Here is a 24,325-nt window from a genome sequence, read left to right as displayed (position 1 = left end):
CTATTTGCCCGTATCGCTGAGCCGCACGCGCGGATCGAGCACCGAATAGAGCACGTCCACCACGAGATTGATCATGATGAACATGAGCACGATGATCAGCAGATAAGCGACGATCACCGGCCGGTCGAGATTGTTGATGCTGTCGATGATGAGCTTGCCCATGCCGGGCCACGCGAAGATCGTCTCGGTAACGACCGCAAACGCGATGACCTGGCCGATTTCGAGCCCGATCACGGTCACGACAGGGATCATGATGTTTTTCATCACATGCACGAACACCACGCGGCGCTGCGTGAGCCCCTTGGCGCGTGCGAATTTGACGTAGTCCATCGGCATGTTCTCGCGCATGCCGGCCCGCGTGAGGCGAATGACGAGCGAGATGTTGAAGAGGGCGAGATTGAGGGCGGGCAACGCCAGATGCGCAAGCCCGTTGAGCGTGAACAGGCTCGACTGGATGCCCAGGAACGAGCCGAGCTCGCCGCGCCCGCTCGCCGGCAGCCAGCCGAGTTCGACCGCGAAGACGAGGATCATCATAAGCCCGACCCAGAAGGTGGGCAGGCTGAAGCCCGCGATCGAGGTCGCCATGATCGTCTTGGCCGCGCGCGATTCCGGCCGGTATCCGGCATACATGCCGAGCGGAATGCCGAACGCGACCGACAGGAACACCGCACAGAAGGCGAGTTCAAGCGTGGCCGGCAGGCGCAGCAGAATGAGGTCGATCGCGGGAATGTTGAACACGAACGAGCGGCCGAGATCGCCGGCAAGCGCGTTCGACAGGAAAAAGAAATATTGCAGCCAAATCGGCTTGTCGAGACCGAGGGCGGCGATGGCGCGTTCGCGCTCGGCTTGGTCCGCGTCGGCGGCGATGAAAATCTCGATCGGATCCCCGATCGCGAACACGCCGAAGAAGACCAGCAACGACATGATCAGCAGAACAAGCGCGCTCTGCGACAGTCGGCGGATGATGAAAACGCTCATGGCTTGGAAGGACCGCGGCGGCGCGAATAGCCGGTCGCCCGGATATTCGCGCCGCTAGAGCCTTGTCTCAACGCGGCTTGACGAGATGCGCCAGCGTGTATTCGTCGGTGCGCGCCTGATAGGTCAGGTTCGCGCGCAGACCCCAGAGGTTGACCTGGTAGTAGAGCGGAATGATGCCGACGTCGCCGACGGCAAGTTCCGAGGCCTCGAACAGGATCTTCTCGCGTGCGACCGGATCGACGGTCTGCAAGGCGCGGTTGAGCAACGCGTCCATCGTCGGGTTCGAGTAGCGGCCGCGGTTGGACGCCCCGAAGCCCGGCGAACGCGTGGCAAGAAGCGCACGCAGCGGCGACGAGGTTTCGCCCGTGTCCGAGCCCCAGCCCACCAGCATCACCGAGAAGGCGAAGGTCGGCGCGCTCGACTGCGAGGCGTAGGTCGCCCACGGCATCGGCACGACCGAGGTTTCGATGCCTGCGCGCGTGAACATGGGCCCGAGCGCCTGCAGCACCTTGTCGTCTTCCGGATAGCGGTCGTTGGGCCCGTGCAGCGTCATCTTCAGGCCGTTGGGGAAGCCCGCTTCGCGCAAGAGACGCTGGGCACCGGCCAGATCCTGCGCTTCGGGCTTCAGCTTCGGCGATGCGCCGTAGAAGCCGTCGGGCAGCAAGCCGCCGGCCGGGATCGCTTCGCCGTCGAAGATGCGCTCGGCGAGCGCTTGGCGGTTGATCGACTTCGACAGCGCCTGGCGCACGCGCACGTCCTTGAGCGGATTGGTCGGCAGCGGCTGGCCGCTCGCCTTGTCGAAAAGGAACGGCGTCTGGTCGCGGTTGTGGTCGAGATGCAGATAGATGAGGCGGTTGCCGATCACGCGCTCGAGCCGCAGATTCGTGTTCTGCTTGAGGCGCGGCAGATCGGCCGTCTGCACCTGGTCGATGATCTGCACGTCGCCCGCAAGCAGGGCTGCCGTGCGCGCCGACGGGTTGGTGATGATGCGCGTGGTGACACTCGCCCAATGCGACTTCTCGCCCCAATAGGCGTCGTTGCGCGTCATCGCCACGCGGTCGCCGGGCGCGAACTGGCCAAAGCGGAACGGGCCCGTGCCGTTCATGGCGGCACCCGAATTGAAATCGGCCGTCGGCGATTCGGCGTTCTTGCGGTTGACGATGTTAACGACCGCAAAATCGATCGGCATCAACGGCCGCGGGGCGGGCGTGCGAAAGCGCAGCGTGTGCGAGTCGACGACCGTGGTTTCGAGGCCGAGCACGAAGGCCACGAACGAGGACGGCGAATTGGGCACCCACGGCACGCGCTTGAAGGTCGCGACCACGTCTTGCGCGTCGAAATCGCTGCCGTCGTGGAACTTCACGCCGCGGCGCAGCTTGAACTCCCACGTATTGTCGTCGATCGAGCGCCAGCTTTCGGCGAGGCCCGGGATCGGCTTCTGCTGCGCGTCGAAATGCACGAGACGGTCGAAGAAATACTGGGCGATATTGTTGTTGGGCCCAAGATTGTGGAAATGCGGGTCCATCGAGGTGATGTTGCCGCCAACACCGACAGTCAGCGTCTGCGCTGCCGCCGGTACGGGCAGGCCCGCGAAGGGTGTTGCGACCGCCAATGCGGCGGCAAAGGCGAAGGCCTTAAGCGTGGCTTTTTGCATTCGAAGTCTCCCGGTCCAGACTGGAAAAACGACGCGCCCTATGGCGGGCGTCTGACGCATGGCCATACATTTAGACGAAGGCCAAGCGTTTGTCGCATCGAATTTCGCGACGGGGTGCTCGTATTGCGTCACCGTGTTCGGGAAGCCTTGCGCCGATAGTCGGCGGACGTGGCTTTGAGCGCCTTCACGAACCCCTCGACCGCCGGACCCTCGACACCAGGACCGATCGCCGCCGCAAATTTCTGCCAAACCGTCGGGCGGAAGGGGCGCACCACGATTTGCGGATCGCCCTCGGCTTGGCCCGCGATGAGGCGGCTCACCACGGCAATGCCGATCCCGGCCTGCGCGCAGCCCGCTGCGGCAGCACCCGACGAGGTTTCCACGCGGATATCGGGGATGGCCCCTGCCCGCCTGAACAAATCGTCGAGCTTTTCGCGCAAGGCAAAGCGGCGGTCGATCAGCACCACCTTCTGCCGGTCGAGATCGGCGGGCGAAATCGCGGCTTTGGCCGCAAGCTTATGGTCGGCCGGCACGAGGCAAACTGTTTCCACGTCGATAAGAGGTACAACCTCGAACCCGGCCGTATCGATCGGCAGCGACAGCACGGCAATGTCCGCGCGCGCTTGCGCCAAGGCGGCCATGCCTGCGGCGGCCGGACCGTAATCGATATCGAGCCGCGTTTCGGGATGTGCTGCCACGAAACGCCGCAACGTTTCGGGCAAAAACCGATGCGACAGGCTCGGCGGGACGATGGCGCGCAAGCGATCGCCGCCGGCCGCGCGCAAGGCCCGTGCTGTATCGGCCAGCATGTCGACGTCGCGGAAAACGCGCTCGACCTCAAGCGCAAAAGCGCGTCCGGTCTGGGTCGGGATCAAGCGGCCTTTGTCGCGCCGGAACAGCGCAAAGCCCAACTCGGCTTCAAGCTCCACGATCGTTCGGCTGATGGCCGAGGGGGCCACATTCAGCGTGCGGCTGGCAGCCGCTTGGCTGCCGCTGGCCGCAACTGCCCGCAGCACGCGCAACGCCCGGAGATTCAAGTGAAGCGTGCCAATTTACGGGCCGCCTCAGTTGGCGGGGCGCACGAATTGCGCCAGCGTGGTTTCGTCCGCGCGCGGCTCGTAGCCGATCCCTTTGCGCATGCCCCAGAGATTGATCTGGTAATAGAGCGGGATCAGCCCCTGGTCGGCCAACGCCGCTTCGGAGGCTTCGGCGAGCAGCTTGGCGCGCGCGGGGTCTGCAACCGTCGCCATTGCGCGCGCCAGAAGCTCGTCCACCTGCGGGTTCGAATAGCGGCCGCGATTGGACGCCCCCGTGCCGAGATCGCGATTGGGCGTTGCGAGCAGCGAGCGCAGCGGCGAGGAGACCTCGCCGGTCGCCGCCCCCCAGCCGAACAGCATGATGCTGTAGGCGTAGGTGGGTGCGCTCGACACGCTCGCATAGGTCGCCCAAGGCTGCGTGACCACGCGCGTATCGATGCCGACGCGCGAGAACATGGGCCCGATCGCCTGCAGCACCTTTTCGTCTTCGGGATAGCGGTCGTTGGGGCCATGGATCGTCATGGCAAAGCCGTTGGGATATCCGGCTTCGGCGAGCAGACGGCGGGCCGCTTCCGGATCGAACGCGTCGGGCTTGAGCTTGTCCGACACGCCGAAGAATCCCTCGGGCAGCAAGCCGCCCGCCGGGATCGCTTCGCCGTCGAACACGCGCTGCACGATGCCGGCCCGGTTGATCGCGCGCGACAAAGCCTGGCGCACGCGCCGATTCTTGAGCGGGTTGTTGGGCAGCAAAGCGCCCTGCTTGTCGGTGATGAAGGGCGACTGGTCGCGGCTCTGGTCGAGGGCGAGGAAGATGAGACGGTTCGAGGTCACGCGCGCAAGGGCGATCTGCGGATTGCCGCGCAAGCGCGGCAGATCGGCGGTCAGCACCTGGTCGATGATCTGCACGTCGCCCGCCAGCAGCGCCGCCGTGCGCGCCGACGGATTGGCGACGATGCGCAACGTCACGCGCGCCCAGTGCGGCTTCGGGCCCCAGTAATTGTCGTTGCGCGCAAGCACGACACGATCGCCGGGCGCGAAATCGACGAAGCGGAACGGTCCCGTGCCCACGGCGGCACGCCCTTGGTTGAAGTCGCCAGTCGGGCTTTCGACGTGCCGCTTGCTGACGATATTCACGCTCGAAAGATCGATCGGCAGCAACGGTGCGGGCCGTGCCGTGCGGAAGCGGATCGTGTGGCTGTCCACGACGATCGTCTCGGCGATGGCACGCGTCGAGATCAGAAACGACGACGGCGAATTGGGCACCCAAGCGACGCGCTTCAAAGAGGCGACGACGTCTTCGGCGTCGAACGGCGTGCCGTCGTGGAAGCGCACGTTCTGGCGCAGCTTGAATTCCCACGTCGTGTCGTCGAGCACGGTCCATTCGGTCGCAAGGCCGGGGACCAGGCGCTGCTGCGGGTCCTGGTGCACGAGCCGGTCGAAGATATGGGCGGCAACGCCGTTGTTTGGCGACAAATTGTGGAAATGCGGGTCGATCGAAGTGACGTTGCCGCCGAGGCCCACGGTCAAATCCTGGGCCTGCCCCGCCGCCGGCAGGAAAGCCATCGCGACCGCCGCAAACGTGGCGACGGCAATTCCGATCATCGGGCGGCACAGGACGACGCGCATCTCACTCCCTTTGGCGCTTTGTTTCGCGCACCGGACAGGTTTGCAGATCGCCAGAAGGCTTGCAAGTCTCGGGCAAGTCTCGGGGGCAAGCGCCGTCTTCGCCCGTCGTACCGCGCGATACCGCCATCGAATTTTTCGGCTGGTCGCGGGACGACGGCTGTGTCAGGTGAAAGACCGCATTTGCCCCTGGAGCCCGGTCGAATACCATGTCGGACACCCAAACCACCCTGCCCCAGCCCGCCACGCTCGAGATCGTCAAACGCCTCGTCGCCTTCGACACGACCAGCCGCGACAGCAATCTCGCTTTGATCGACTGGGTGCGCGGCTATCTTTCCAAGCTCGGCATCGAAAGCCATCTCGTGTTCGACGCGACAGGCAAAAAGGCCAATTTGTGGGCGACGATCGGCCCGGCCGACCGGCCTGGCTTGGTCCTCTCGGGCCATACGGACGTCGTGCCCATCGACGGCCAGGAATGGACGGTCGCCCCCTTCGAACCTTCGGTCAAAGACGGCAAACTTTACGGCCGCGGCACCACCGACATGAAGAGCTTCGTCGGCGTGTGCTTGGCCCTCGCCCCGCATTTCCAGCAAGCCAAGCTCAAGACGCCGATCCATTTTGCGTTCTCCTACGACGAGGAGGTCGGGTGCCTGGGCGTGCGACGCCTGCTCGACGATCTCGAGGCGCGCGGGATCAAGCCGATGGGCTGCGTCGTGGGCGAGCCCACCAGCATGAAGGTGATCCGCGCGCACAAGGGCAAGATCTCGGTGCGCGCACATGTGCGCGGCTTCGAATGCCATTCCTCACTTGCCCCGCGCGGCGTGAACGCGATCCAGTATGCCGCGCGCGCGATCGCCGAGCTCGTGCGCATGGGCGACAAGCTCGCCGCCGACGGCCCGTTCGACCGCGAATTCGACATTCCGTTCACGACCGTGCATGTCGGCACGATCCGCGGCGGCACGGCGCTCAATATCGTGCCGAAGGACTGCCAGTTCGATTTCGAGTTCCGCCATCTGCCGGTCCACGATCCGCGCACGCTGTTCGCCGAATTCGAAGCCTTCGTGCGGCGCGAGCTCGAGCCCAAGATGCGCGCCGTCAATGCCGACACGGGCTTCTCATTCGAGGAAATCTCGAGCTTCCCGGGTCTCGGCGGCGACGAGGACAGCGACGTCGTGCAGGCGGCCAAAGCGGCCTCGGGCGGCAACGCCACGGCCAAAGTTGCATTCGGCACCGAGGCGGGCCTGTTCGAAGCGCGCGGCATCCCGACCGTGATCTGTGGCCCCGGCGACATCGACCAGGCGCACAAGCCCGACGAGTTCGTGGCCCTCGAACAGATCGCACTTTGCGAACAGTTCCTGCGCCGCCTGGTCGAGCGTTTCGAAAGCCGGCCATGAAACCCGATACCGTCGTATTCGATCTCGGCAACGTGCTGATCGGCTGGGACCCGCGCAATCTCTACCGCAAGCTCTTCGCTGACGAAGCGGCGATGGAAGCGTTCCTCGCCGAAGTGTGCACGCATGAATGGAACGTCCAGCAGGATGCCGGCCGGCCGATCCGCGAGGCCGAAGCCGAACTCCTCGCACGCTTCCCCGATCGCGCCGACCTCATCCGCGCCTATTACGGGCGCTTCATGGAAATGCTGTCGGGGCCGATCGCGGGCACGGTCATGCTGCTCGAGGCGCTGCATTCCAAAGGCATACCGCTCTATGCGCTCACCAACTGGTCGGCCGAAACCTTCGCGATGGCGCGTCCGAACTTCCCGTTTCTCGAACTGTTCCGCGACATCGTGGTGTCGGGCGAGCTCGGCCTCGTGAAACCCGATCCCGCGATTTTCCATCATCTGCTGAAGGTCGTCGGCAAGCCCGCGCACGCGTGCTTTTTCATCGACGACAGTGCGGCCAATATCGCGAGTGCGCGCAAGCTCGGTTTCACCGCCCACCATTTTGCGGCGCCGCCTGCGTTGCACCGCGACCTCGAAAACTTGGGTTTTCTCTAGGGGCCGCTTAAACTCGCGCGTACGGGGGACTAGCTATGGACAACGAAGCCTATCCGATCGAACTCACCGCACCCGACATTTCGGCCTACGCCAAAGGCAATGTCGGCATCGACTACGCCACGAGCTTCGACAGCGGACGCAGTGGCCCGCATGTGCTGGTGACGGCCCTCGTGCACGGCAACGAAATTTGCGGCGCGATCGCCCTCGACTGGCTGTTCAAGCAGAATTTCCGCCCCGTGCAGGGCAAGCTCACCTTGCTGTTCTGCAACGTCGCCGCCTACCGGAGCTTCGATCCGCAGAACCCGCAGGCAAGTCGCTTCCTCAACGAAGATTTCAACCGCGTCTGGAACGAGTCCACGCTCGACGGCCCGCGCCAGTCGCAGGAGCTTGCGCGCGCGCGCCAGATCCGCCCGCTCGTGGCCTCGGCCGATCTCCTGCTCGACATCCATTCGATGCAGCACGCCACCCCCGCTTTGATGCTGTGCGGGCCGCTCGACAAAGGGCGCCGCTTCGCGCGCGCGATCGGCGTGCCCGAGATCGTCGTCAGCGACGAAGGCCACGCGGCGGGCAAGCGCATGCGCGACTACGGCGATTTCGGCAATCCGGCGAGTGCGAAAAACGCGCTGCTCATCGAGTGCGGCCAGCATTGGGAGAAAGCCTCTGCCGATATGGCGCGTACCTGCCTCGTACGCTTCCTGGCGGCGACGGGGGCCGCAAATGCGGACTGGGCGGCCAAGCATCTGCCGGCCGCAGCCGCACCCGCACAGCGCCTCATCGAAGTGACCGAGGCCGTGACGATCAAGACCGACGCATTCCGCTTCGCGAGCCCGTTCAAGGGCCTTGAGAAAATCGCGCGCAAAGGCGATCCGATTGCCGACGACGGCGGCACGCCCGTGCTCGCACCTTACGACAATTGCGTTTTGATCATGCCCACGCGCCGCTTGGGCCGCGGCCAGACGGCGGTGCGGCTCGGCCGCGAAATCGCGTGACGCTTCAAGTCGATTGGCGAGCCCTCGCGACGGCGGTCGTGCTGGGCACGGTGGGCGGGGCGGTGTTCAAGGCGCTCAGCATTCCGCTGCCGTGGATGCTGGGTGCCATGTGCTTCACCACGGTTGCGGCCGTGTCGGGGGCCAAAGTCGCGATGCCCCGGCGCGTGCGCGACTGGTTTTTGACCGTGCTGGGCGTGCTGCTCGGGGCGGGCTTCACGCCCGCGATCCTCGCGCGCATGCCGGAATGGATCGTCACGATGGCGGCCCTTGCCGTGTGGGCCGTGCTTGCCGGCGGTGTGGCCTATTTCTACATGCGCCGCGTGGCGCACTACGATCCCACCACGGCGTTTTTCGCGGCCACGCCCGGCGGACTTGCCGAAATGACGATGGTGGGATCGCAATATGGCGGCCATCTGCAGACGCTGGCACTCAGCCACACCGCGCGCATCATGCTTGTGGTGCTGGTCTTGCCGATCTGGTTCCGGCTCGACGGCGCGCTCGGCAGTGCGCCGACGCAAGCGCTGGTCGGCATCTTCGACATTTCGGCGATCGACTATCTGATCCTCGGCACCTGCGCTGTCGGCGGTGCGGTCGTGGCCAAACGCCTGCGCTTGCCGGCGGCGAACATGCTGGGGCCGATGGTCTGCTCGGCCGCGGTGCATCTTGCCGGCATCACCGACACGCAGCCGCCCTATGTGGTGACGGCGGCAGCGCAGATCGTGCTGGGGGCCGCAATCGGCCAGCGTTTTGCGGGCATGAAACTGCGCGTGATCGGCGTCACGGTTCTGCATGCGATGGCGGCGGGTGCTTTGATGCTCGCACTCACGATCGCGTTTTCGGCCGTGCTGGCGCAAGTCACCGGCCAGACGCTGCCGGGCCTCGTGCTCGCTTTTGCCCCCGGCGGCTTTGCCGAGATGAGCCTTGTGGCGCTGGCACTGGGCATCGATCCGGCCGTCGTCGCCGGCCACCATCTCTACCGGATCGTGATCGTGGTCACGTTCGCACCCTTGATCTACCGGCGCTTCTTCGCCCCCAAAACGCCGCCCGATCTCAAGACACTTTGAGCGTAATGCCGCCATCGACCGGCAGGGCAACGCCGGTCACGTATTTGGCTTCGTCCGACGCCAGGAACAGGGCCGCATAGGCCACGTCCCATGCGTCGCCCATCTTGCCGGTGGGGCATTGCGCGTCGCGCACCGCGATCATGTGCGCCACGTCCCCGCCATAGGCCGCGCGCAACGGCTCGACGATCATCGGCGTGTTCATGAGGCCCGGCAGGATGCAGTTGGCGCGAATGCCCTTGGCCGCGTACTGCACGGCCAAGCTCTGCGTGAACGGCACGATGGCACCCTTCGTGGTGCTGTAGGCGATGTAGGGAATGCCGAGATAGCGGATCCCTGCGATCGACGCGATGTTGACGATGGCCCCGCCCTTGCCGGTCGCTGCAAACTGTTCGAGGAACACCGGCAGCACGTGCTTGGCGGTCAGATACATCGATTTGAGATTGACGCGCAGCACGCGGTCCCAATCTTCCTCGGCGAGTTCGACCGGCCCGCCATGCGCAAGGATGCCGACATTGTTGTGCAGAATGTCGATCGAGCCGAACGAAGCCCGGCATTGCGCGACCATGTCGGCCACAGCCGCACTCTTCGACACGTCGCACGCGACCGAAATCGCCTGCCCGCCTTCTTCGCGGATCAGCGATGCCGTCGCCGCGCCCGCATCCGCATTGACGTCGACGCAGCAGACTTTCGCACCTTCGCGCGCGAACAAGACCGCCGCCGCCTTGCCGTTGCCCCAGCCGGGGCCGGAGGTGCCCGCCCCGGTGACGATCGCGGTCTTGCCTTCAAGGCGCTTCGGCATTTGCTTGCTCCTGCTTGCGCAACTCGGTCTTCAGAATCTTGCCGTAGGCGTTTTTCGGCAAAGCAGCCACGAACCGATAGCGCTTGGGCCGCTTGAAGCGCGCGATCTGCGCCAAGCACAAAGCATCGAGCTCGGCTTGTGTCGCCGAAACGCCGGGGCACAGCACCACATACGCCACGACCTGCTCGCCCCACTCGGCATCGGGGGCACCCACGACCGACACTTCGGCCACGGCCGGATGCGCCTGGAGCACCTCTTCGACCTCGCGCGGATAGATGTTGGAGCCGCCCGAGATGATGAGATCCTTCGAGCGGTCCTTGAGCGTGAGCACGCCGCGCGCGTCGATTTCGCCGATGTCGCCCGTGTGCAGCCAACCGTCGCGCAACGCGCGCGCGGTTGCGGCCCCATCGCGCCAATAGCCCTTCATCACGCTTTGGCCGCGTACGCAAATCTCGCCTTCATCTGCAATGCGAATCTCGACGACCGATTGCGCCGTGCCCGCCGACGCCAGCAGCCCCACATCGCCCGCTTTGTGCGCCGCTTCGATCGCCGCACGCGTGAGGCCTGAGATACACATCGGCGATTCGCCCTGGCCGTAGAGCTGCGCGAAGCGATAGCCGTAGCGCTGGATCGCGAACTCGAGATCGGCCACATACATCGGCGCCCCGCCCCACACGATGGTGCGCAGATTGCCCGGATCGCGCGCACCTTCGTGCGTGACCAAGCGCTTGACCATCGTGGGGGCCGCAAACATCGTCACGTCCGGCCAATGCTGGAACAGGCCCGCAATCTCGGCCGGATCGAAATGGCCGCTTGCGGGAATCACTTGCGTATTGCCGATAAGCACCATCGGCAGCATGTAGAGGCCCGAGCCGTGCGACATGGGTGCCGCATGCAGAATCGCACCGCCGGGGCTGGGCGGATCGATATCCACAAAATAGCTAAGCGCCATCGCCAGCAGATTGCCGTGCGTGAGCATGGCCCCCTTGGGCTTGCCGGTGGTTCCGCTCGTGTAGAAGAGCCAAGCCATATCGTCTGCCGCCGCATCGGCCATCGCGATCGGCGGACTTGCCGCAAGCGCTTGCCAATCGGCACCGCCCATCTGCATGGTTTTTGAGCGTGGGTGCGCATCGGCAACAGTCGCTGCCATGTCCTTCGAATGCAGTACCAACGCCGCCTCGGAATGGTCGAAGCAATAGGCGAGTTCTTTTGCGTGCAGCTTGCTATTGAGCGGTACGGCCGCCAGGCCCGCATGCCAGATCGCATAGAAGGCGAGCGCATAATCCGGCGTGTTTTCGGCCACGATCGCAACGCGCGCGCCCGCTTCAAGGCCAGCCGCGCGCAAACCGCCGGCGAGCGAAGCAACTCGAGCCGCCATCTGCGCCCAGGTCGCGACCGTTTGCGTGCCCAGCGCCAAGGCCGGGCGATCGGGGATGCGTGTGGCATTGCGCACGAGATGGGCAGCGAGGTTCATCTTGTCACCGCTACGACGCCAGCCAGGCGAGCAATCCGGTCTTGGCGCTCACATAGACGAGCCCGCGCACGACCGCATAGGCGCACAGCCCGAAAAACGCCGCGAGGGCGAAGACCTTGAGATGGCGCATCGGGGCGGTTCCGTCGCATGCGGGCTTGTTCGTTCACGTCTTTTGCGCGCATTATTGCGCCTTCCGCAGAAAGCGAGCAAGCCAACGATGCCGCCCCCCACCAAAGTAAGCCAACACGACATCAACACCGCCGTCGCCCTCCACGAAAAGATGGCCAAGGGCAAGACCGGCGGCGTGCGTCTGGCGCTGTCGTTCAAGGTTGCCGAGCGCATGGATTTCCGCAATCGCGATCTAAGCGAGGCTGAACTCGTCGGCGCGTTCCTGTGCGAGTCGACCTTCGCGCACGCCAAGATGACGCGCGCCAATCTGTTCGGCGCCGATCTCACGGGCTGCGACATGTCGGACACAGACTTGTCGAAAGCCGATCTCCGCGGCGTGCAGCTCAAGCGCGCCAATCTCGAGCGCGCGAACCTCACCGCCGCCGACATCCGCGACGGCTTCATCATCGTGCGCGACAAGGACGGCAACTTCAGCTACCACAATAACCAGCCGCAAGGGGCCGTGCTGACCGACGCCAAATTCGCGCATGCCGACATGACGAACGCGAAGATGAGCCGCGTGTTCGGGCCGCGCACCGACCTTACGGGCTGCATCATGCGCGGTGCGATCCTGCGCCAGGCCGATCTCTCGAACTCGGACTTGAGCGGCGTGGTGCTCACCGGGGCCGACCTCACCAACGCCAATCTGTCGAACTGCATCCTGCACGGCGCCACGCTTGCGGGCGCTCTGCTCGACAATACCAATCTCGACGGGGCCGACCTCACCGCGTCCAATTTCGGCACGCAGGATCTGGCGCGCGTCGACACGTCGAAGGCCGTGCTGCCGGTGTCGATCGACAAGCTCGAAAAATCCGTGCAGCAGATTTTCATCGACCATCTCGACTGGCTCAAGACCGAGGGGCGCACCGGCCACCAGGCCGACTTCGAGCGCGTCAATCTGGCCGATCTCGACGCGCCCGGCGTCAATCTTTCGGCCGGGCGCTTGGCGCTCTGCATTCTTCGCAATGCCAAGCTCGCGGGCAGCTATTTTCAGGTCGCAGATTTTTCGTCGGCCTTCATGGCGGGCTGCGATCTTTCGGGGGCGAAGCTCCAGGGCTCCAAGCTCGACAAGGCGACCTTGACGGGCGCCAAGCTGCGCGACGCGGACCTTGCACCCATGCCGGTCGACACGCTCAATCAGCGTGTGTGGAACACAAAGATGAAAGAGGCCAATTTGAGCGGGGCCGATCTGCGCGGCGCCAATCTGTCGAAAGCCGATCTGACGGGTTCGGTTCTGCGCCGCGCCGATCTGCGCGAAGCGAACCTTACCGACGCGATCCTGCTCGATTGCGATTTTTCGGGGGCCGATCTGCGCGGGGCCGTGCTGACGGGGGCCGATACGCGCGGCACCGCCGGCCTCGAGAACGCGCTTTAAGGAAGCGAGCGCCCCCCGTGGCCGAAGACGCCAATATCCGGTTCGAGCGCAAACAGACCCTCGCCCTCAAAGGCGTGGACGGGCAATTGCGCGAAACCACCGTCACCACAGGGCCGCGGCTGCAGCGCTTCCGTTTCGCACCCGGCGTGCGGATCTTCGCGCAAGGCGATCCGGGCGACCTTGCCTTCGTCGTCGAAAGCGGGCGCGTGGCGATCCGCCAGCGACGCGCTGGCAAAGGGCTTGAGACGGAAATCGAAATCGCGCAGATCGGTGCCGGGGCCATGTTCGGCGAACTTGCGCTGATCGACGGGCTGCCGCGCACGGCCTCGGCCGTGGCGCTCGCAACGGCGAATTGCGTCGCGATCTCGCCCAATCAGCTCGACACCCATCTGGCGGAGGCGAGCCCCGAGCTTTCCCAGCGCCTGCGCCTGCTGCTTGCTTTTGTGCGCGCCGTGCCCGCCCGCGCGACCTGGCCCGACGGCAAGCCGCCGCAGATTCCGTCGGCCGAGCTTGTGGCGGTGCACGAGGCGGTCACGGCCGGCAGCGCGCTTGCCAAAACCGAAGCGAACACGGCGTTCCTGCGCGCCCTCTACCAAACGATGTGCGCCTACGCGCTCGCGCGGTTCCCTTGAGGGCCGCTATTTCTTCGTGATCACGCGCGCCGAATAGGGGTCGCTCGTGTGGATCGCAATCACATTGATGCCGAAGGTGAAATAGCGGTAGCCCATCTCGTTCAGATACGTGGTGAGAGCGCCCAGGTCCGTCTTGATGCCTTCGATCAGCATCATCGGCTTGTGCGCCGCGATCGTGTTGCGGGCACCCGCCAGCGCCTCCATCTCCATGCCCTCGATGTCGATCTTGATGAAATCGAGGCGCGGCAGCGCAAAACTGTCGATCGCGCGCATCGTGGTTTCGACGGTTTTGGCGGCACTGTAGTCGACGTCCTGGCCGATGAATTCGGTCTTCTCGGTCTTGCGGATCTCGAGGCTGCCGAAGCTCGACGGCTTCAAATAGTCGGGCACGGGCACGCGAATCGTGCCATCGGCGGCACCGATGGCGGTCCACACGGCGCGCGCGTTGAAGCAGTTGTTCATGGCGATGTTGCCGGCGAGCGCGTAGTAGATCTTCTCCTGCGCTTCGAAAGCCGTGACCGTGCCCCAGCCATGCATGTGCTTGGCCCACTCGATCGTATGCACGCCGATATTGGCCCCGCAATCGAGGGCGACGACGCCGGCGCCGAAATACTCCTTGCGCGCGTCGAGCAGCTGCAAGGCCACGTCGATCTCTTCCTGCCCGCAGCCCGACGTGTGGAAGATTTCGTGGCCGACGCCGAAGGTCGCGAAGGCGTCGGTGTGGTGGTCGTTGCGGTTGACCATCATCGTGCCATGGTTCGTCGCAACCAGCACGAAGGCCACGGGGCGTTTGGTGGTTTTGAGCACGCCGGTCTCCGGTGCGGTCAGCGGTTGATCACGACTTGGGTCGCGAACGGGTCGGATTCGTGGATCGCCAGTAGATTGACGCCGAAGGCGAACAGCTTATAGCCGTGCTCGAGCAGGACCGCATTGAGTGCGAGCTGGTCGGTCTTGATGCGCTCGATCAGCATCTGCGGCTTGTGGCGCGCGATCGTCTTGCGGGCACCGGCGAGCGCTTCGAGCTCCATGCCCTCGATGTCGATCTTGATGAGGTCGAGGCGCGGCAGATCGAGATCGTCGATCGCGAGCATGCGCACGGGCCGCGTTTGCGCATCGCTGTAGTCGATCGCTTGGCCGATGAATTCGGTCTTCTCGGTCTTGCGGATTTCCAGGCTGCCGAAGCTGCCGGCCGCAAGATAATCGGGCTCCGGCACGCGGATTTCGCCCGCATGCGCACCCACGGCCGCCCACAATGCGCGCGCATTGAAGCAGTTGTTGAGCGTGAGATTGCCCGCGAGCGCGTAGAAAATCCGCTCCTGCGCTTCGAAGGCGAGCGCTTCGCCCCAGCCGTGCATGTGGCGCGCCCATTCGACGATGTGCACGCCGATATTCGCACCGCAATCGAGGGCGAACACGCCGTCGCCGTAATGCTTGCGGCGCGAATCGAGCAGCTGCAACGCCGCGTCGATCTCTTCCTGGCCGCAGGAAGAGTTCAGAAAGATATTGTAGCCCACGCCGATCGTCTCGACCGCGTTCGTGTACGAATCGTTGCGGTTCACGAGCATCGAGCCGTGGTTGGCGGCCGTAAGCACGAAGGCAAGCGGGCGTTTGGTCGTTCTGAGCACGCGAATCCACCAAGGTTGCTTTAACGCATTTCGATCTTAGGCGAGCGGCGGCGTGCCGCCAACCGACAATGCCGCCGCTACAGGCTTTTCTCGAGCCGCTTGGACAGGAGCCACGCGAGCACGAGGAACGCCACGAGCAGGCCCAAGGCCGCTTGTGTTGCAACCTCGCCCAAAGCTTTGTCGGAAAGATGGCCGAACGCGTAGCCCGTTCCGACCACGGTATTGGCCCACACGCCCGCCGACAGAAAATTGAGGATCGTGAAGCGCAGCCGCGCCATCTGCGACAGCCCGAACGCAAACGCCGCAAGCCCGCGAATGCCGTGCGGATAGCGATAGACGAAAATGAGCCAATCGCCGTGGCGATCGATCACGCGCGCGGCACGCTCGACGCCGACGCGGATGCGCGGCATCTGCTCGAACAAAGCACTGCCGTAGCGGCGGGCGAGCCAGAAGCGCAATTCGTCGCCCAGGAACCCGCCCGCCCACACGGCAACGACGGTGGGTATGTAGGCGAGCGCATCGAGCTTCACCGCATAGCCCGCAAACAGCGGCAGCAGCAGCGAGTTCCACGCCGAGCCCGAGACGATAAGCGCGTAGGCCGCGTCGCCCTGATTACGGATCAGGTCGAGGATTTGTGCGAGATCCAAGGGGATGCCTCAGCCGTTCTTGACCGGCAGGCCCATGGCCTGCCACGCATTGAGCCCGCCCGCCATCGAGCGCACGTTTGCAGCTCCCAGCACGGGGGCGAGTGCTTGGGCCGCGCGCATCGAGCGCCCGCCCATCAGGCAATGCACGATCACCTGCTTGCCCTTCAGCGACGCGTGCGCATTGGGATCGAACGCCGACAGCGGAAAGAGCGCCGAACCGTCGATGCGTGCTGCCGCGTATTCTTCGGCTTCGCGCACGTCGATCAGCACGGCCGCCCCCGCATCGATCTGTCTTTTGGCTTCGAGCGGATCGACTTCGCGGACAATATCTTCGGGCATCGGCAACTCCGGGGGGTGGAACAAGAAAGCCTAGTTTGGCGCAACCGGCACCGGCATGTCGAGCAAACGCTGGGCGAAGGCGCGCCCCGTCGGATCGGCCGACAGATCGTGGCCGCGCCCGGCCCCGGCGGCAGCCTCGAACAGGAAGTGCAATGCTGCCAGCCCCGGCAGTTCGAGGCGCCGCACATTGCCTGCGCGCAAGGCGCCGAGCCACGCGCGCACGCGCGCAAGGCTGGCCCCTTCGCGCACGAGGCGCCAATCCTGCGGATCGCGCAAAGCGAGCACGATCACCAAGGCACTGCCTGCGACATGCGCACGCGCATGGCAGAATTCGCGCAACGGAACCGGGTGCGTAACCGTAAGGCTCACAGATCCCCCGTCATCTGGGTTGCGCGCGGGGCCACAAAAATCTTGTCGACGCGCGCGGCGCAAACGCGGCGCTCGCGCGCCGCCGTCGCATAGAGCAATGCCCCGCCGGCCGGCCCGAAGCGCACGAGGCCGCGTGCCTCGGCAAGGGCTGCCTGCACTTGAGCCCCCGTTTCGCCGCGCACCGCAAGCCGCACGCGCACGTCGCGGCCCGGTGCGACGGCCAAATCGCGCACCTGCTCGCCCGCCGCTTTGGCCGCTGCATCGAAGCCGACGATCTCGACGCGCGCGCGCGCATCGCCCGGCAACGCGGCGAGCCGCGTTTCGAGTTCGCGCGCCGCCGCAAGCCCGCGTGCGGCCGCCCCACCGCCGCCATAGGCGATCTCGGCCGCCCCCTCGAAGCCGCCTTCGAACACGAAGCGCCCCGCAACCCAATTGGCCGCAGGCCCGCCCACGACACCTTCGAGCTGCGGCCCGTGCAGAACGGCATTGCCGAGATCGACCGTCACGTCGGGCTCGATCCATTGCGCGGGTGCCGCAAGCCCGTCGAGCAACGCCAACGCGAGCCCCGCCACGCGCACGGGCCCCGCATGCGTCGCAATGAAGCGCACGCCCCCGTCGGGTGCGATGTCGGCATATGGCAGGCCCGAAAGCGGCACCGTCTCGTCGAGATCGCCGCCCACGGCGGCCGCACCGCTGCGCAAAATGCGCCCGACGCAAGCCGCCGCCGCGAGCCGGTCGAAATCGCCGGCCTGCCAACGATGCACATGGCGCGCAAACGCGATCGCGACGCACGAGGCCGCGACCGTGCCCGTCACCAAAATCTCGGATCCTTTGGCGATGAGCCCCAACAGCGGTTCGCTGCCAAGCTCGACTTCAGCCGTCGCCAGCGCAAAACCCGGCGGCGGCGGCGGGTCGCAGCGCAAAGCCACGAGGACCGCCGGCAATTGCGTGGCCAACAGATTGTGGCCCTCGAGCACGCCCACGCGCGGCCGCCGTTTGCCGAGCCGTGCGGCAAGCCCCGTCAGCGCATTTGCGACGGCGATCGGATCGCCGTCCGGCACTTCGACGACGAGCCGCACGCGCTTGGACAGGAGCGGCACGAGAAGATCGCCAAGGGCGCGCTCGACGTCGCCTGCATCGAGCTGCAGCACGAGCACGTTTGTGCCCTCGGCCTCGGCCAAGCGGTCGAGCAAGGCAGCGGTTTCGAGCGGCCGTTCGCCGTGCCCGGCATGTCCGATGCGCAGCATCGAAGACTAGAGCGACGGAACGTCGTCGAGGCCGACGAGGCGCCCGATCGCATCGTAAAGGCCGGGCCCGGCCGCGAGCACGGGTGCCCCCTCGATCAGCCCGCCCATGCCGAGAAAATCGTTCGTGCGCCCGCCCGCCTCGCGCACCATCAGCAGGCCCGCAAGGCAATCCCACGAATTGATGTGCAGTTCCGCATAGCCGTCGCTGCGGCCGTCGGCCACGTAAGCGAGACCCAAAGCGCCCGAGCCTGCGCGGCGAAACGACGCACCGGCCGCTACGAGTTTTTCGAGGGCCGCCGTATAAGCCGCCATCGGCCGCCGGTTCGACCAGCCAAGCTCGATCTGCGCGCGCGCGGGATCGTCGATCTTCGTCGTCTTCATCGGCCGGCCGTTGCAGGTGGCACCGAAGCCGCGGCGCGCCAAAAACATGTCGCCCCTTATGGGATCGTAGATGGCCCCCATCTCCTCGCGGCCTTGCGCCACGAACGCGATCGAAATGCAGAAATGCGCGATTCCGTTGGCGAAATTCGCCGTGCCGTCGATGGGATCGATGACCCAGAGGGCCGACGGATCGTGACTGCCCCCGCCTTCCTCGCCCAAAACGCCGTCGCCGGGGAAAGCACCTTGCAAGGAGGCCACGACCAGCCGCTCGACGGCCCCGTCGGCCACGGTCAGATAGTCTTGCGGGCCTTTGAAGCTCGTGGCGAGCGTCGCGCGGTCGGCGAAATAGCGGCGCTGCAGATCGCCCGCCGCGCGGGCGATGCCGACCATTGCGTGGTAGCGGGCGGCGAGCCCCGCCTCATCGATTTTTTGCGTCATGGCACGCGACGTTACGCGCCCGATCTGCTAGAGGGAAGCCCCATGATCGCGATCGAAAACCTCACGCTGCGCATCGGCGGCCTCACGCTCCTCGAAGACGCCAGCGCCCTTGTGCCCGAAGGCCGCCGTGTGGGCCTCATCGGCCGCAACGGGGCCGGCAAATCCACGCTGCTCGACGCGATTCTGGGCCGGATCGCACCCGATCGCGGCAGCATCTCGATGCCCAAACGCGCGCGCGTGGGCTTTGTCGCACAGGAAGCCCCCGGCGGCACCACGACCCCGCTCGAAGCCGTGCTCGCGGCCGACGAAGAGCGCGCCTCGCTGCTCGCCGAGGAAGAGACCACCGAAGACGGCGAACGTATTGCCGACATCCATATGCGGCTGGCCGAGATCGACGCCTACACGGCCGTGCCCCGCGCGGCCTCGATCCTCGCGGGCCTCGGCTTCGATGCGGCAATGCAGGACCGCGCGCTCTCCGAATTTTCGGGCGGCTGGCGCATGCGCGTGGCCCTTGCCGCCGTGCTGTTCGCGCGCCCCGATATTCTGCTGCTCGACGAGCCCACGAACCATCTCGATCTCGAGAGCGCCTTGTGGCTCGAAGACTATCTGCAGCGCTGGCCCGGCACGCTGATGGTCGTGAGCCACGACCGCCGCCTGCTCAACGCCGTGTGCACGCACATCCTGCATCTCGACAGCCGCAAGATGACGCTCTACACGGGCGACTACGACCGTTTCGAAGTGCTGCGCCAGGAGCGCCTCGCCCTCCAGGCCGCGATGGCTTCCAAGGTCGATGCCCAGCGCAAGCACATGCAAGCCTTCGTCGATCGCTTCCGCGCCAAGGCGTCCAAAGCGCGCCAAGCGCAGTCGCGCCTCAAGGCGTTGGCAAAGCTCACGCCCGTCTTCGTCGAGAAAGACGAAGACGCCGTGCGCTTCGAATTCCCCGAGGTCGAACTGCCGAAACCGCCGCTGGTCACCTTCGACCGCGCATCGGTTGGCTACACGCCGGGCAAGCCCGTGCTCACCAACGTGGATCTGCGGCTCGATCCCGAAGACCGCATCGGCCTGTTGGGGGCCAACGGCAACGGCAAATCCACGCTCGCGAAATTGTTCGCGGGCCGCCTGCAGCCGATGACCGGCGGCACCACGCGTGCCAGCAAACTCCAGACCGGGTTTTTCGCGCAGCACCAGATCGAAGACATCGACCCGAACCGCTCGCCCTTCCAGCTGCTCGGCGACGCCATGCCGACCGCCAAGCCCGAAGCGCTGCGCGCGCGCCTCGGCCGCTTCGGCTTTTCGGGCAACAAGGCCGACGTGAAAGCCGACGTGCTGTCGGGCGGGGAAAAAGCGCGCCTGGCGTTTGCGCTTGCGACCGCGCACGCGCCCCAATTGCTGATCCTCGACGAGCCCACGAACCATCTCGACATGGCGAGCCGCGAGCGGCTTGTGACGGCGATCAACGAATTCGCGGGCACAGTCATTCTCGTCACGCACGATTGGAGCCTGCTCGAACTCACCTGCGACCGGCTGTGGCTCGTCGCCAACGGCAAGGTGACACCGTTCGAGGGCGATCTCGACGAATACCGGTCGCTCGCGTTGGCCGAACGGCGCGCGCAACGCCAAGCGGCCGAAAAGCCAAAGGCCGCCGCACCCGCCGCCAAAGCGCCGCCTGAGAATCTCGCCGCCCTCAAAAAAGAGCTGAAGGCGGCCGAAGACGCCCTCGCGCGTGCGACCGAAGAAAGCAAAAAGCTCGAGCGCGAAGCAACCTTGCCCGCCACCTACAACGATCCGCGCAAAGCCGCCGAGCTTGCCAAGCGCCAGAAGGCGCATGCTTCCATCCTCGAAGCCGCCGAAGCGCGCTGGATGCTTGCAGCCGAAGCGTTGGAACAGGCGGATGCGGCCTAGCTTTCGCCTCGCCGCATTTCTGGCGGCCCTCGCCTGGGCGGCCCCGCTGGCGGCCAAAGAATGGCACGAGCCCAAATTGCCGACGCGCGGACCCACCGAGATTTTCGGCGGCCCTGCCAATGGCTGCATTGCGGGTGCGCAAGCCTTGCCGCCAGACGGGCCGGGCTATCAAGCCGTGCGCCTGTCGCGCAACCGCAATTGGAGCCATCCGCAGACCGTTTCTTACGTTCGCGATCTCGGTGCGCGCGCCCAGGCTGCCGGGCTCGCACCGTTTTATGTCGGCGACCTGTCGCAGCCGCGCGGCGGCCCGATGCGCGACGGCCACGCCTCGCACCAGAACGGCACCGACGTCGATATTTGGTTCAACCTGAATCCGAAACCGCAGTTGCCGGCGAGCCAACGCGAAATCATCGAGATCGTGCGCTTGGTCACGGCCGACGAGAAACGCATCGAGCCCGCCCAATTCCGCCCCGAACATGTGCGCCTGCTGCAGATGGCGGCAGCCCCCGCCAACGTGGACCGCGTACTCGTGCATTACGCGATCAAAAAGCACCTGTGCGAAACCCTGCCCCCGGCCGAACGCGGCTGGCTGCGCAAACTGCGCCCGTGGGTAGGCCACAACGAACATTTCCACGTGCGCCTCGCCTGCCCCACCGGCAGCCCGAATTGCCAACCCCAAGCCGCCATCCCACAAGGCGACGGTTGCGACGCCACACTCGACTGGTGGTTCGCCGACGCCGAAGAACGCCGTAAGGCGGCGACGGCGGCCCCGGCAACGCCCCGCCCGCGCCAGTCCGCCCCGCCGCGCCCGAAACTCCCGGCACAATGTGCGGCGGTGTTGGCTGCACCGTGAGGGCGGCTGACACAAATAAGGCCGAACTAATGTAATCCAATATTCTGTTCCGAGAGCTCAAATATCCCGCCTGCGGCAGCTTGTCAGAAACTACGTGCAGTGTTTCAAGAAAGTTGATAACCTAAAGTTTATAGACAAATATTTTGGCCAGTTCAAAGTCAATGACCGAAAAACAAACCGCATTCGTGCCACCGGGCCTGAAAGCAGATGTCGTGCCGCCTGACGGCGAAACATATCTGCTTGATCTTCGAATTTATTTTGTCATCACTGTATCCGATAGCGCACCCGAGGAAGCATCGGTTACTCAAGGTTTTGCGCCAAGTCTTTGTCGTCATAACGGGAGGTTACGCGTTGCTTCGATGCTTCCTTCTACGATTTATGATCTCACAAAGAATGGTCAAAAAACACTGCGAACCCGACGAATCGCAGGGATCAATCCTGTGAATTGGTACTGTCAGTCGCCCCGGGCAGTTCGCTCGTTGCAACCGCCTCCGATGGTGCCATTCAACGTGATCCTAGTAAGCCCCGAAGAAGATGCAAAAGAATACTTCGAGTGGTCCGCGTCGTGCAGAGTCCCTCCGGTCATAGTTGCCGAGCGGGACGGCGAGATTTGTATGAAGGATCTAAACCCGGAAACATTGCGAAAAGTATTCTTAACCCGCTGCGATAAGCTTCCCGAAACCATCACTCCGAAAGATATTGAGACTGTAAAAGCAATGTTGAGTTCGTGGATTGAACCCACGGACCGCAAGATTGGGTACCAAGTTGGCGGACATAACAGCGTTGCTCCAAACGTTTCGGTCCTCGCTTCGGCAGGATATTGCGAATTGGTCTACGGCCCATTCGAGAATATCAACCGAGGCAAACAACCCTACATAGATCAAATCGTTCAAACCGCAAACAGCGTCCTTGAAGAACGCCGAGCGGTTGGCAACCGCGACATCTTCCGAACGTTCCGACAAACGATCGACCTGAACCTTTTTGCGCCGTCGATCTACCCGCACATCTTCCAAATGCCCCTGCCTGCAAAGCTCAACCAGGTCGAAAGAAAAGGCTTCGAACAAACACTCGAGGCATTGCGCCGGCAGGAGGGTTACGGCTTTGAATTCAAGAACAAATCGCAAATCAAAGCAGTATTTAGTTTAGGCCCGCAAGACAAGGAAGATGGACCTAAGGTGCCGCCGCGCCCGCATCCGCTACTGCTGATCCGCTCGCAAGAGCTTCAGCTTGGAACCGAAGCAGTTAGCGCTCTTGCAGTGTCGGACTTTTCGGCGGTCGTTCGCCTACCTAACGATATCAACCGGAGTGCTGGTCAGGTTCGCAGCTTCGCGCAGCAGCATCGCGCGCGCGAAGCAAGGTCCCGTAAGCGGTTGCTGGGCTTCCGCGCAGTGCAGAAGCGACTCGCCGATGCTGTTCCACCTGAATTTGTCGATCTTGTCCGCCGATCCGAAACTGGAGTGCGGATCGTAGCCGATGCTCACCTCGAATGGCTTGATGTCGACGGCCTGCCACTCCTGATTCGTAAAGACGTCTGCCGCATCCCTGTAACGCCAGGAAATCTTTTTATCGAAACAGTTGGGCCGCGCGCTCACTTAAGACTCACACCCGCCGACCTCCATCACATCTTGATTATAGGCGCCCTTAAACGTGACGATCCAATTAAGCGAGTGTTCGAGGTCGCACTCGAGTCTTTCAGTCAGGCATGGAGAGACACGATACGTATAGATTTCGTCGAAGTGGCCAATGAAATGGAGTTTGTTGCCGCCATAAATGCGTTCGATGGCCAAGTTGTCATGTTCGACGGCCACGGAGCTCATGCCGAAGATTCTTCCGCAGTACTGTATCTCCAAGAGGAGCCCATCAATGTATGGACCCTGCGAGGCAGAATCGCCCGTATGCCTCCAATCGTTATCTTAAGCGCATGTGATACTCATGCAGCCGACCGAAATCACGCTACAATTGCTAATGGTTTTCTTGCTATTGGGGCCCGCGCAGTTCTTGCATCAGTGTTTCCGCTGCATGCAAACGACGCGGCAGTGTTTGCTGCACGCCTGATTTACCGTCTCGCGGATTTCATCGCTCCTGCTATCAAGTTTTTCGATCGTGCGCTGACATGGCTAGAGATTGTGTCTGGCATGATTCGTATGCAGTTACTTACCGACTTTTTGCGCCTACTTGAGAAGCAAGAAAAAATAACACACGCTACTTATATAAGCGTTCACAATGACGGAAATATGGCGATCAATAGTGGAGTCTCAGATCCCTTCGCTGTTGTGGTGGACACACTGGCGAACACTGGCTTAGATCGCGTGAGTATTTTGAAGGATTTGGAGTCGGCGATCGCTGTTTCAAGTGTCATCAGCTATCTTCATGTTGGACGCCCAGAGACAATCTTGATCGACGATCCAATTCGCACGCAGCAAATGCTTGAATGACTGAGCTACGCGTATCAAGCCTCTGAAGAGTTCTACGCGCCGCACGCTTCGCAAGCCAATCTCAAGCAATGATGGCTACATCCCCGCCATTGCGATGGTCCACGGGATGCCGATCGCGACCCGCAACGCGAGGGACTTCGACGGGCTCGTCCTCCAACTAATCGACCCGTTTGCCGCATCGACATAACTGGGCAAGCCACCGCCCCCTCCCATTTTGCGTCGCAATTTCGCGCCCGCCCCCTGGACGGCGGCGCACCAGCGTCCTAATTCTCCGCGCGGGTTGCTTTTCGTGCCCGCGTC

At 64.1% G+C, this 24,325-nt stretch carries 22 protein-coding genes; 9 read left to right on the top strand and 13 right to left on the bottom strand.

Annotation, left to right across the window (positions count from 1 at the left end; genetic code table 11):
• From O9320_09360 to O9320_09345, 4 genes are all read right to left on the bottom strand, one after another.
• Window positions 1-978 carry an ABC transporter permease gene (locus O9320_09360; protein ID MCZ8311049.1) on the bottom strand — a complete coding sequence of 326 codons (978 nt, stop codon included), beginning with the start codon at window positions 976-978 and terminating at the stop codon, window positions 1-3.
• A 67-nt stretch (window positions 979-1,045) separates the two neighbouring features.
• Window positions 1,046-2,632: an ABC transporter substrate-binding protein gene (locus tag O9320_09355; GenBank protein ID MCZ8311048.1), complete on the bottom strand. Its 1,587-nt coding sequence runs from the start codon at window positions 2,630-2,632 to the stop codon at window positions 1,046-1,048.
• 128 nt (window positions 2,633-2,760) lie between these two features.
• Window positions 2,761-3,669, bottom strand: coding sequence for a LysR substrate-binding domain-containing protein (locus O9320_09350; protein MCZ8311047.1), 909 nt, complete (start codon window positions 3,667-3,669; stop codon window positions 2,761-2,763).
• 27 nt (window positions 3,670-3,696) lie between these two features.
• On the bottom strand, window positions 3,697-5,295 hold the full coding sequence (locus O9320_09345; GenBank protein ID MCZ8311046.1) for an ABC transporter substrate-binding protein: 1,599 nt from the start codon (window positions 5,293-5,295) through the stop codon (window positions 3,697-3,699).
• A 206-nt stretch (window positions 5,296-5,501) separates the two neighbouring features.
• On the opposite strand from O9320_09345, the gene argE reads away from it, so the two are divergent.
• From argE to O9320_09325, 4 genes are read left to right on the top strand one after another with little or no spacing between them, the layout of a single operon-like run.
• A complete protein-coding gene (gene argE / locus O9320_09340; protein MCZ8311045.1) occupies window positions 5,502-6,686 on the top strand; it encodes an acetylornithine deacetylase in 1,185 nt (394 codons plus the stop codon).
• Window positions 6,683-7,288, top strand: coding sequence for an HAD family phosphatase (locus O9320_09335; protein ID MCZ8311044.1), 606 nt, complete (start codon window positions 6,683-6,685; stop codon window positions 7,286-7,288). The genes argE and O9320_09335 overlap by 4 nt, the downstream gene beginning before the upstream one ends.
• A gap of 35 nt (window positions 7,289-7,323) precedes the next feature.
• Entirely contained in the window at window positions 7,324-8,277 is a 954-nt protein-coding gene (locus O9320_09330; GenBank protein ID MCZ8311043.1) for a M14 family metallopeptidase, read from the top strand.
• Entirely contained in the window at window positions 8,274-9,341 is a 1,068-nt protein-coding gene (locus tag O9320_09325; GenBank protein ID MCZ8311042.1) for an AbrB family transcriptional regulator, read from the top strand. Before O9320_09330 ends, O9320_09325 begins: the two co-directional genes overlap by 4 nt.
• Here O9320_09325 and O9320_09320 read toward each other — a convergent pair.
• Both O9320_09320 and O9320_09315 read right to left on the bottom strand, forming a co-directional pair.
• Window positions 9,328-10,140, bottom strand: a complete 813-nt coding sequence (locus tag O9320_09320; protein MCZ8311041.1) for an SDR family oxidoreductase — start codon at window positions 10,138-10,140, stop codon at window positions 9,328-9,330. The two genes, O9320_09325 and O9320_09320, sit on opposite strands and share 14 nt — an antisense overlap.
• Complete coding sequence (locus tag O9320_09315; GenBank protein ID MCZ8311040.1) at window positions 10,124-11,614, bottom strand: AMP-binding protein; 1,491 nt, start codon at window positions 11,612-11,614, stop codon at window positions 10,124-10,126. The genes O9320_09320 and O9320_09315 overlap by 17 nt, the downstream gene beginning before the upstream one ends.
• A 217-nt stretch (window positions 11,615-11,831) precedes the next feature.
• On the opposite strand from O9320_09315, the gene O9320_09310 reads away from it, so the two are divergent.
• Together O9320_09310 and O9320_09305 are read left to right on the top strand one after the other, a co-directional pair.
• Window positions 11,832-13,157 carry a pentapeptide repeat-containing protein gene (locus O9320_09310; protein ID MCZ8311039.1) on the top strand — a complete coding sequence of 442 codons (1,326 nt, stop codon included), beginning with the start codon at window positions 11,832-11,834 and terminating at the stop codon, window positions 13,155-13,157.
• A gap of 17 nt (window positions 13,158-13,174) precedes the next feature.
• Complete coding sequence (locus O9320_09305; GenBank protein ID MCZ8311038.1) at window positions 13,175-13,789, top strand: cyclic nucleotide-binding domain-containing protein; 615 nt, start codon at window positions 13,175-13,177, stop codon at window positions 13,787-13,789.
• 6 nt (window positions 13,790-13,795) lie between these two features.
• Here O9320_09305 and O9320_09300 read toward each other — a convergent pair whose 3' ends face one another.
• The 7 genes from O9320_09300 to O9320_09270 all read right to left on the bottom strand — a co-directional run bounded on the left by O9320_09300 (window position 13,796) and on the right by O9320_09270 (window position 18,835).
• Window positions 13,796-14,596, bottom strand: a complete 801-nt coding sequence (locus O9320_09300; protein MCZ8311037.1) for an FkbM family methyltransferase — start codon at window positions 14,594-14,596, stop codon at window positions 13,796-13,798.
• Window positions 14,597-14,613: 17 nt separating this feature from the next.
• Window positions 14,614-15,414: an FkbM family methyltransferase gene (locus O9320_09295; protein MCZ8311036.1), complete on the bottom strand. Its 801-nt coding sequence runs from the start codon at window positions 15,412-15,414 to the stop codon at window positions 14,614-14,616.
• A gap of 77 nt (window positions 15,415-15,491) precedes the next feature.
• Window positions 15,492-16,061 carry a VTT domain-containing protein gene (locus O9320_09290; GenBank protein ID MCZ8311035.1) on the bottom strand — a complete coding sequence of 190 codons (570 nt, stop codon included), beginning with the start codon at window positions 16,059-16,061 and terminating at the stop codon, window positions 15,492-15,494.
• A gap of 9 nt (window positions 16,062-16,070) precedes the next feature.
• Entirely contained in the window at window positions 16,071-16,400 is a 330-nt protein-coding gene (locus O9320_09285) for a rhodanese-like domain-containing protein (protein MCZ8311034.1), read from the bottom strand.
• A gap of 30 nt (window positions 16,401-16,430) precedes the next feature.
• The gene (locus O9320_09280) at window positions 16,431-16,769 is read right to left on the bottom strand and encodes a hypothetical protein (GenBank protein ID MCZ8311033.1); all 339 of its coding nucleotides are present in this window, start codon (window positions 16,767-16,769) and stop codon (window positions 16,431-16,433) included.
• On the bottom strand, window positions 16,766-18,016 hold the full coding sequence (locus O9320_09275) for an acyclic terpene utilization AtuA family protein (GenBank protein MCZ8311032.1): 1,251 nt from the start codon (window positions 18,014-18,016) through the stop codon (window positions 16,766-16,768). The genes O9320_09280 and O9320_09275 overlap by 4 nt, the downstream gene beginning before the upstream one ends.
• A gap of 6 nt (window positions 18,017-18,022) precedes the next feature.
• The gene (locus tag O9320_09270) at window positions 18,023-18,835 is read right to left on the bottom strand and encodes an inositol monophosphatase family protein (protein MCZ8311031.1); all 813 of its coding nucleotides are present in this window, start codon (window positions 18,833-18,835) and stop codon (window positions 18,023-18,025) included.
• 42 nt (window positions 18,836-18,877) lie between these two features.
• On the opposite strand from O9320_09270, the gene O9320_09265 reads away from it, so the two are divergent.
• The 3 genes from O9320_09265 (at window position 18,878) to O9320_09255 (ending at window position 24,025) form a co-directional block, all read left to right on the top strand.
• A complete protein-coding gene (locus O9320_09265; protein ID MCZ8311030.1) occupies window positions 18,878-20,737 on the top strand; it encodes an ABC-F family ATP-binding cassette domain-containing protein in 1,860 nt (619 codons plus the stop codon).
• Window positions 20,727-21,590: a penicillin-insensitive murein endopeptidase gene (gene mepA / locus O9320_09260; GenBank protein ID MCZ8311029.1), complete on the top strand. Its 864-nt coding sequence runs from the start codon at window positions 20,727-20,729 to the stop codon at window positions 21,588-21,590. Before O9320_09265 ends, mepA begins: the two co-directional genes overlap by 11 nt.
• Before the next feature lie 161 nt (window positions 21,591-21,751).
• On the top strand, window positions 21,752-24,025 hold the full coding sequence (locus O9320_09255; GenBank protein ID MCZ8311028.1) for a CHAT domain-containing protein: 2,274 nt from the start codon (window positions 21,752-21,754) through the stop codon (window positions 24,023-24,025).
• Window positions 24,026-24,325: the final 300 nt, after the last annotated feature.

The sequence above is a fragment of the Magnetospirillum sp. genome, assembly GCA_027532905.1.
Taxonomy (GTDB): Bacteria; Pseudomonadota; Alphaproteobacteria; order CACIAM-22H2; family CACIAM-22H2; genus Tagaea.
This window is presented reverse-complemented; position numbering and strand designations above follow the sequence as displayed.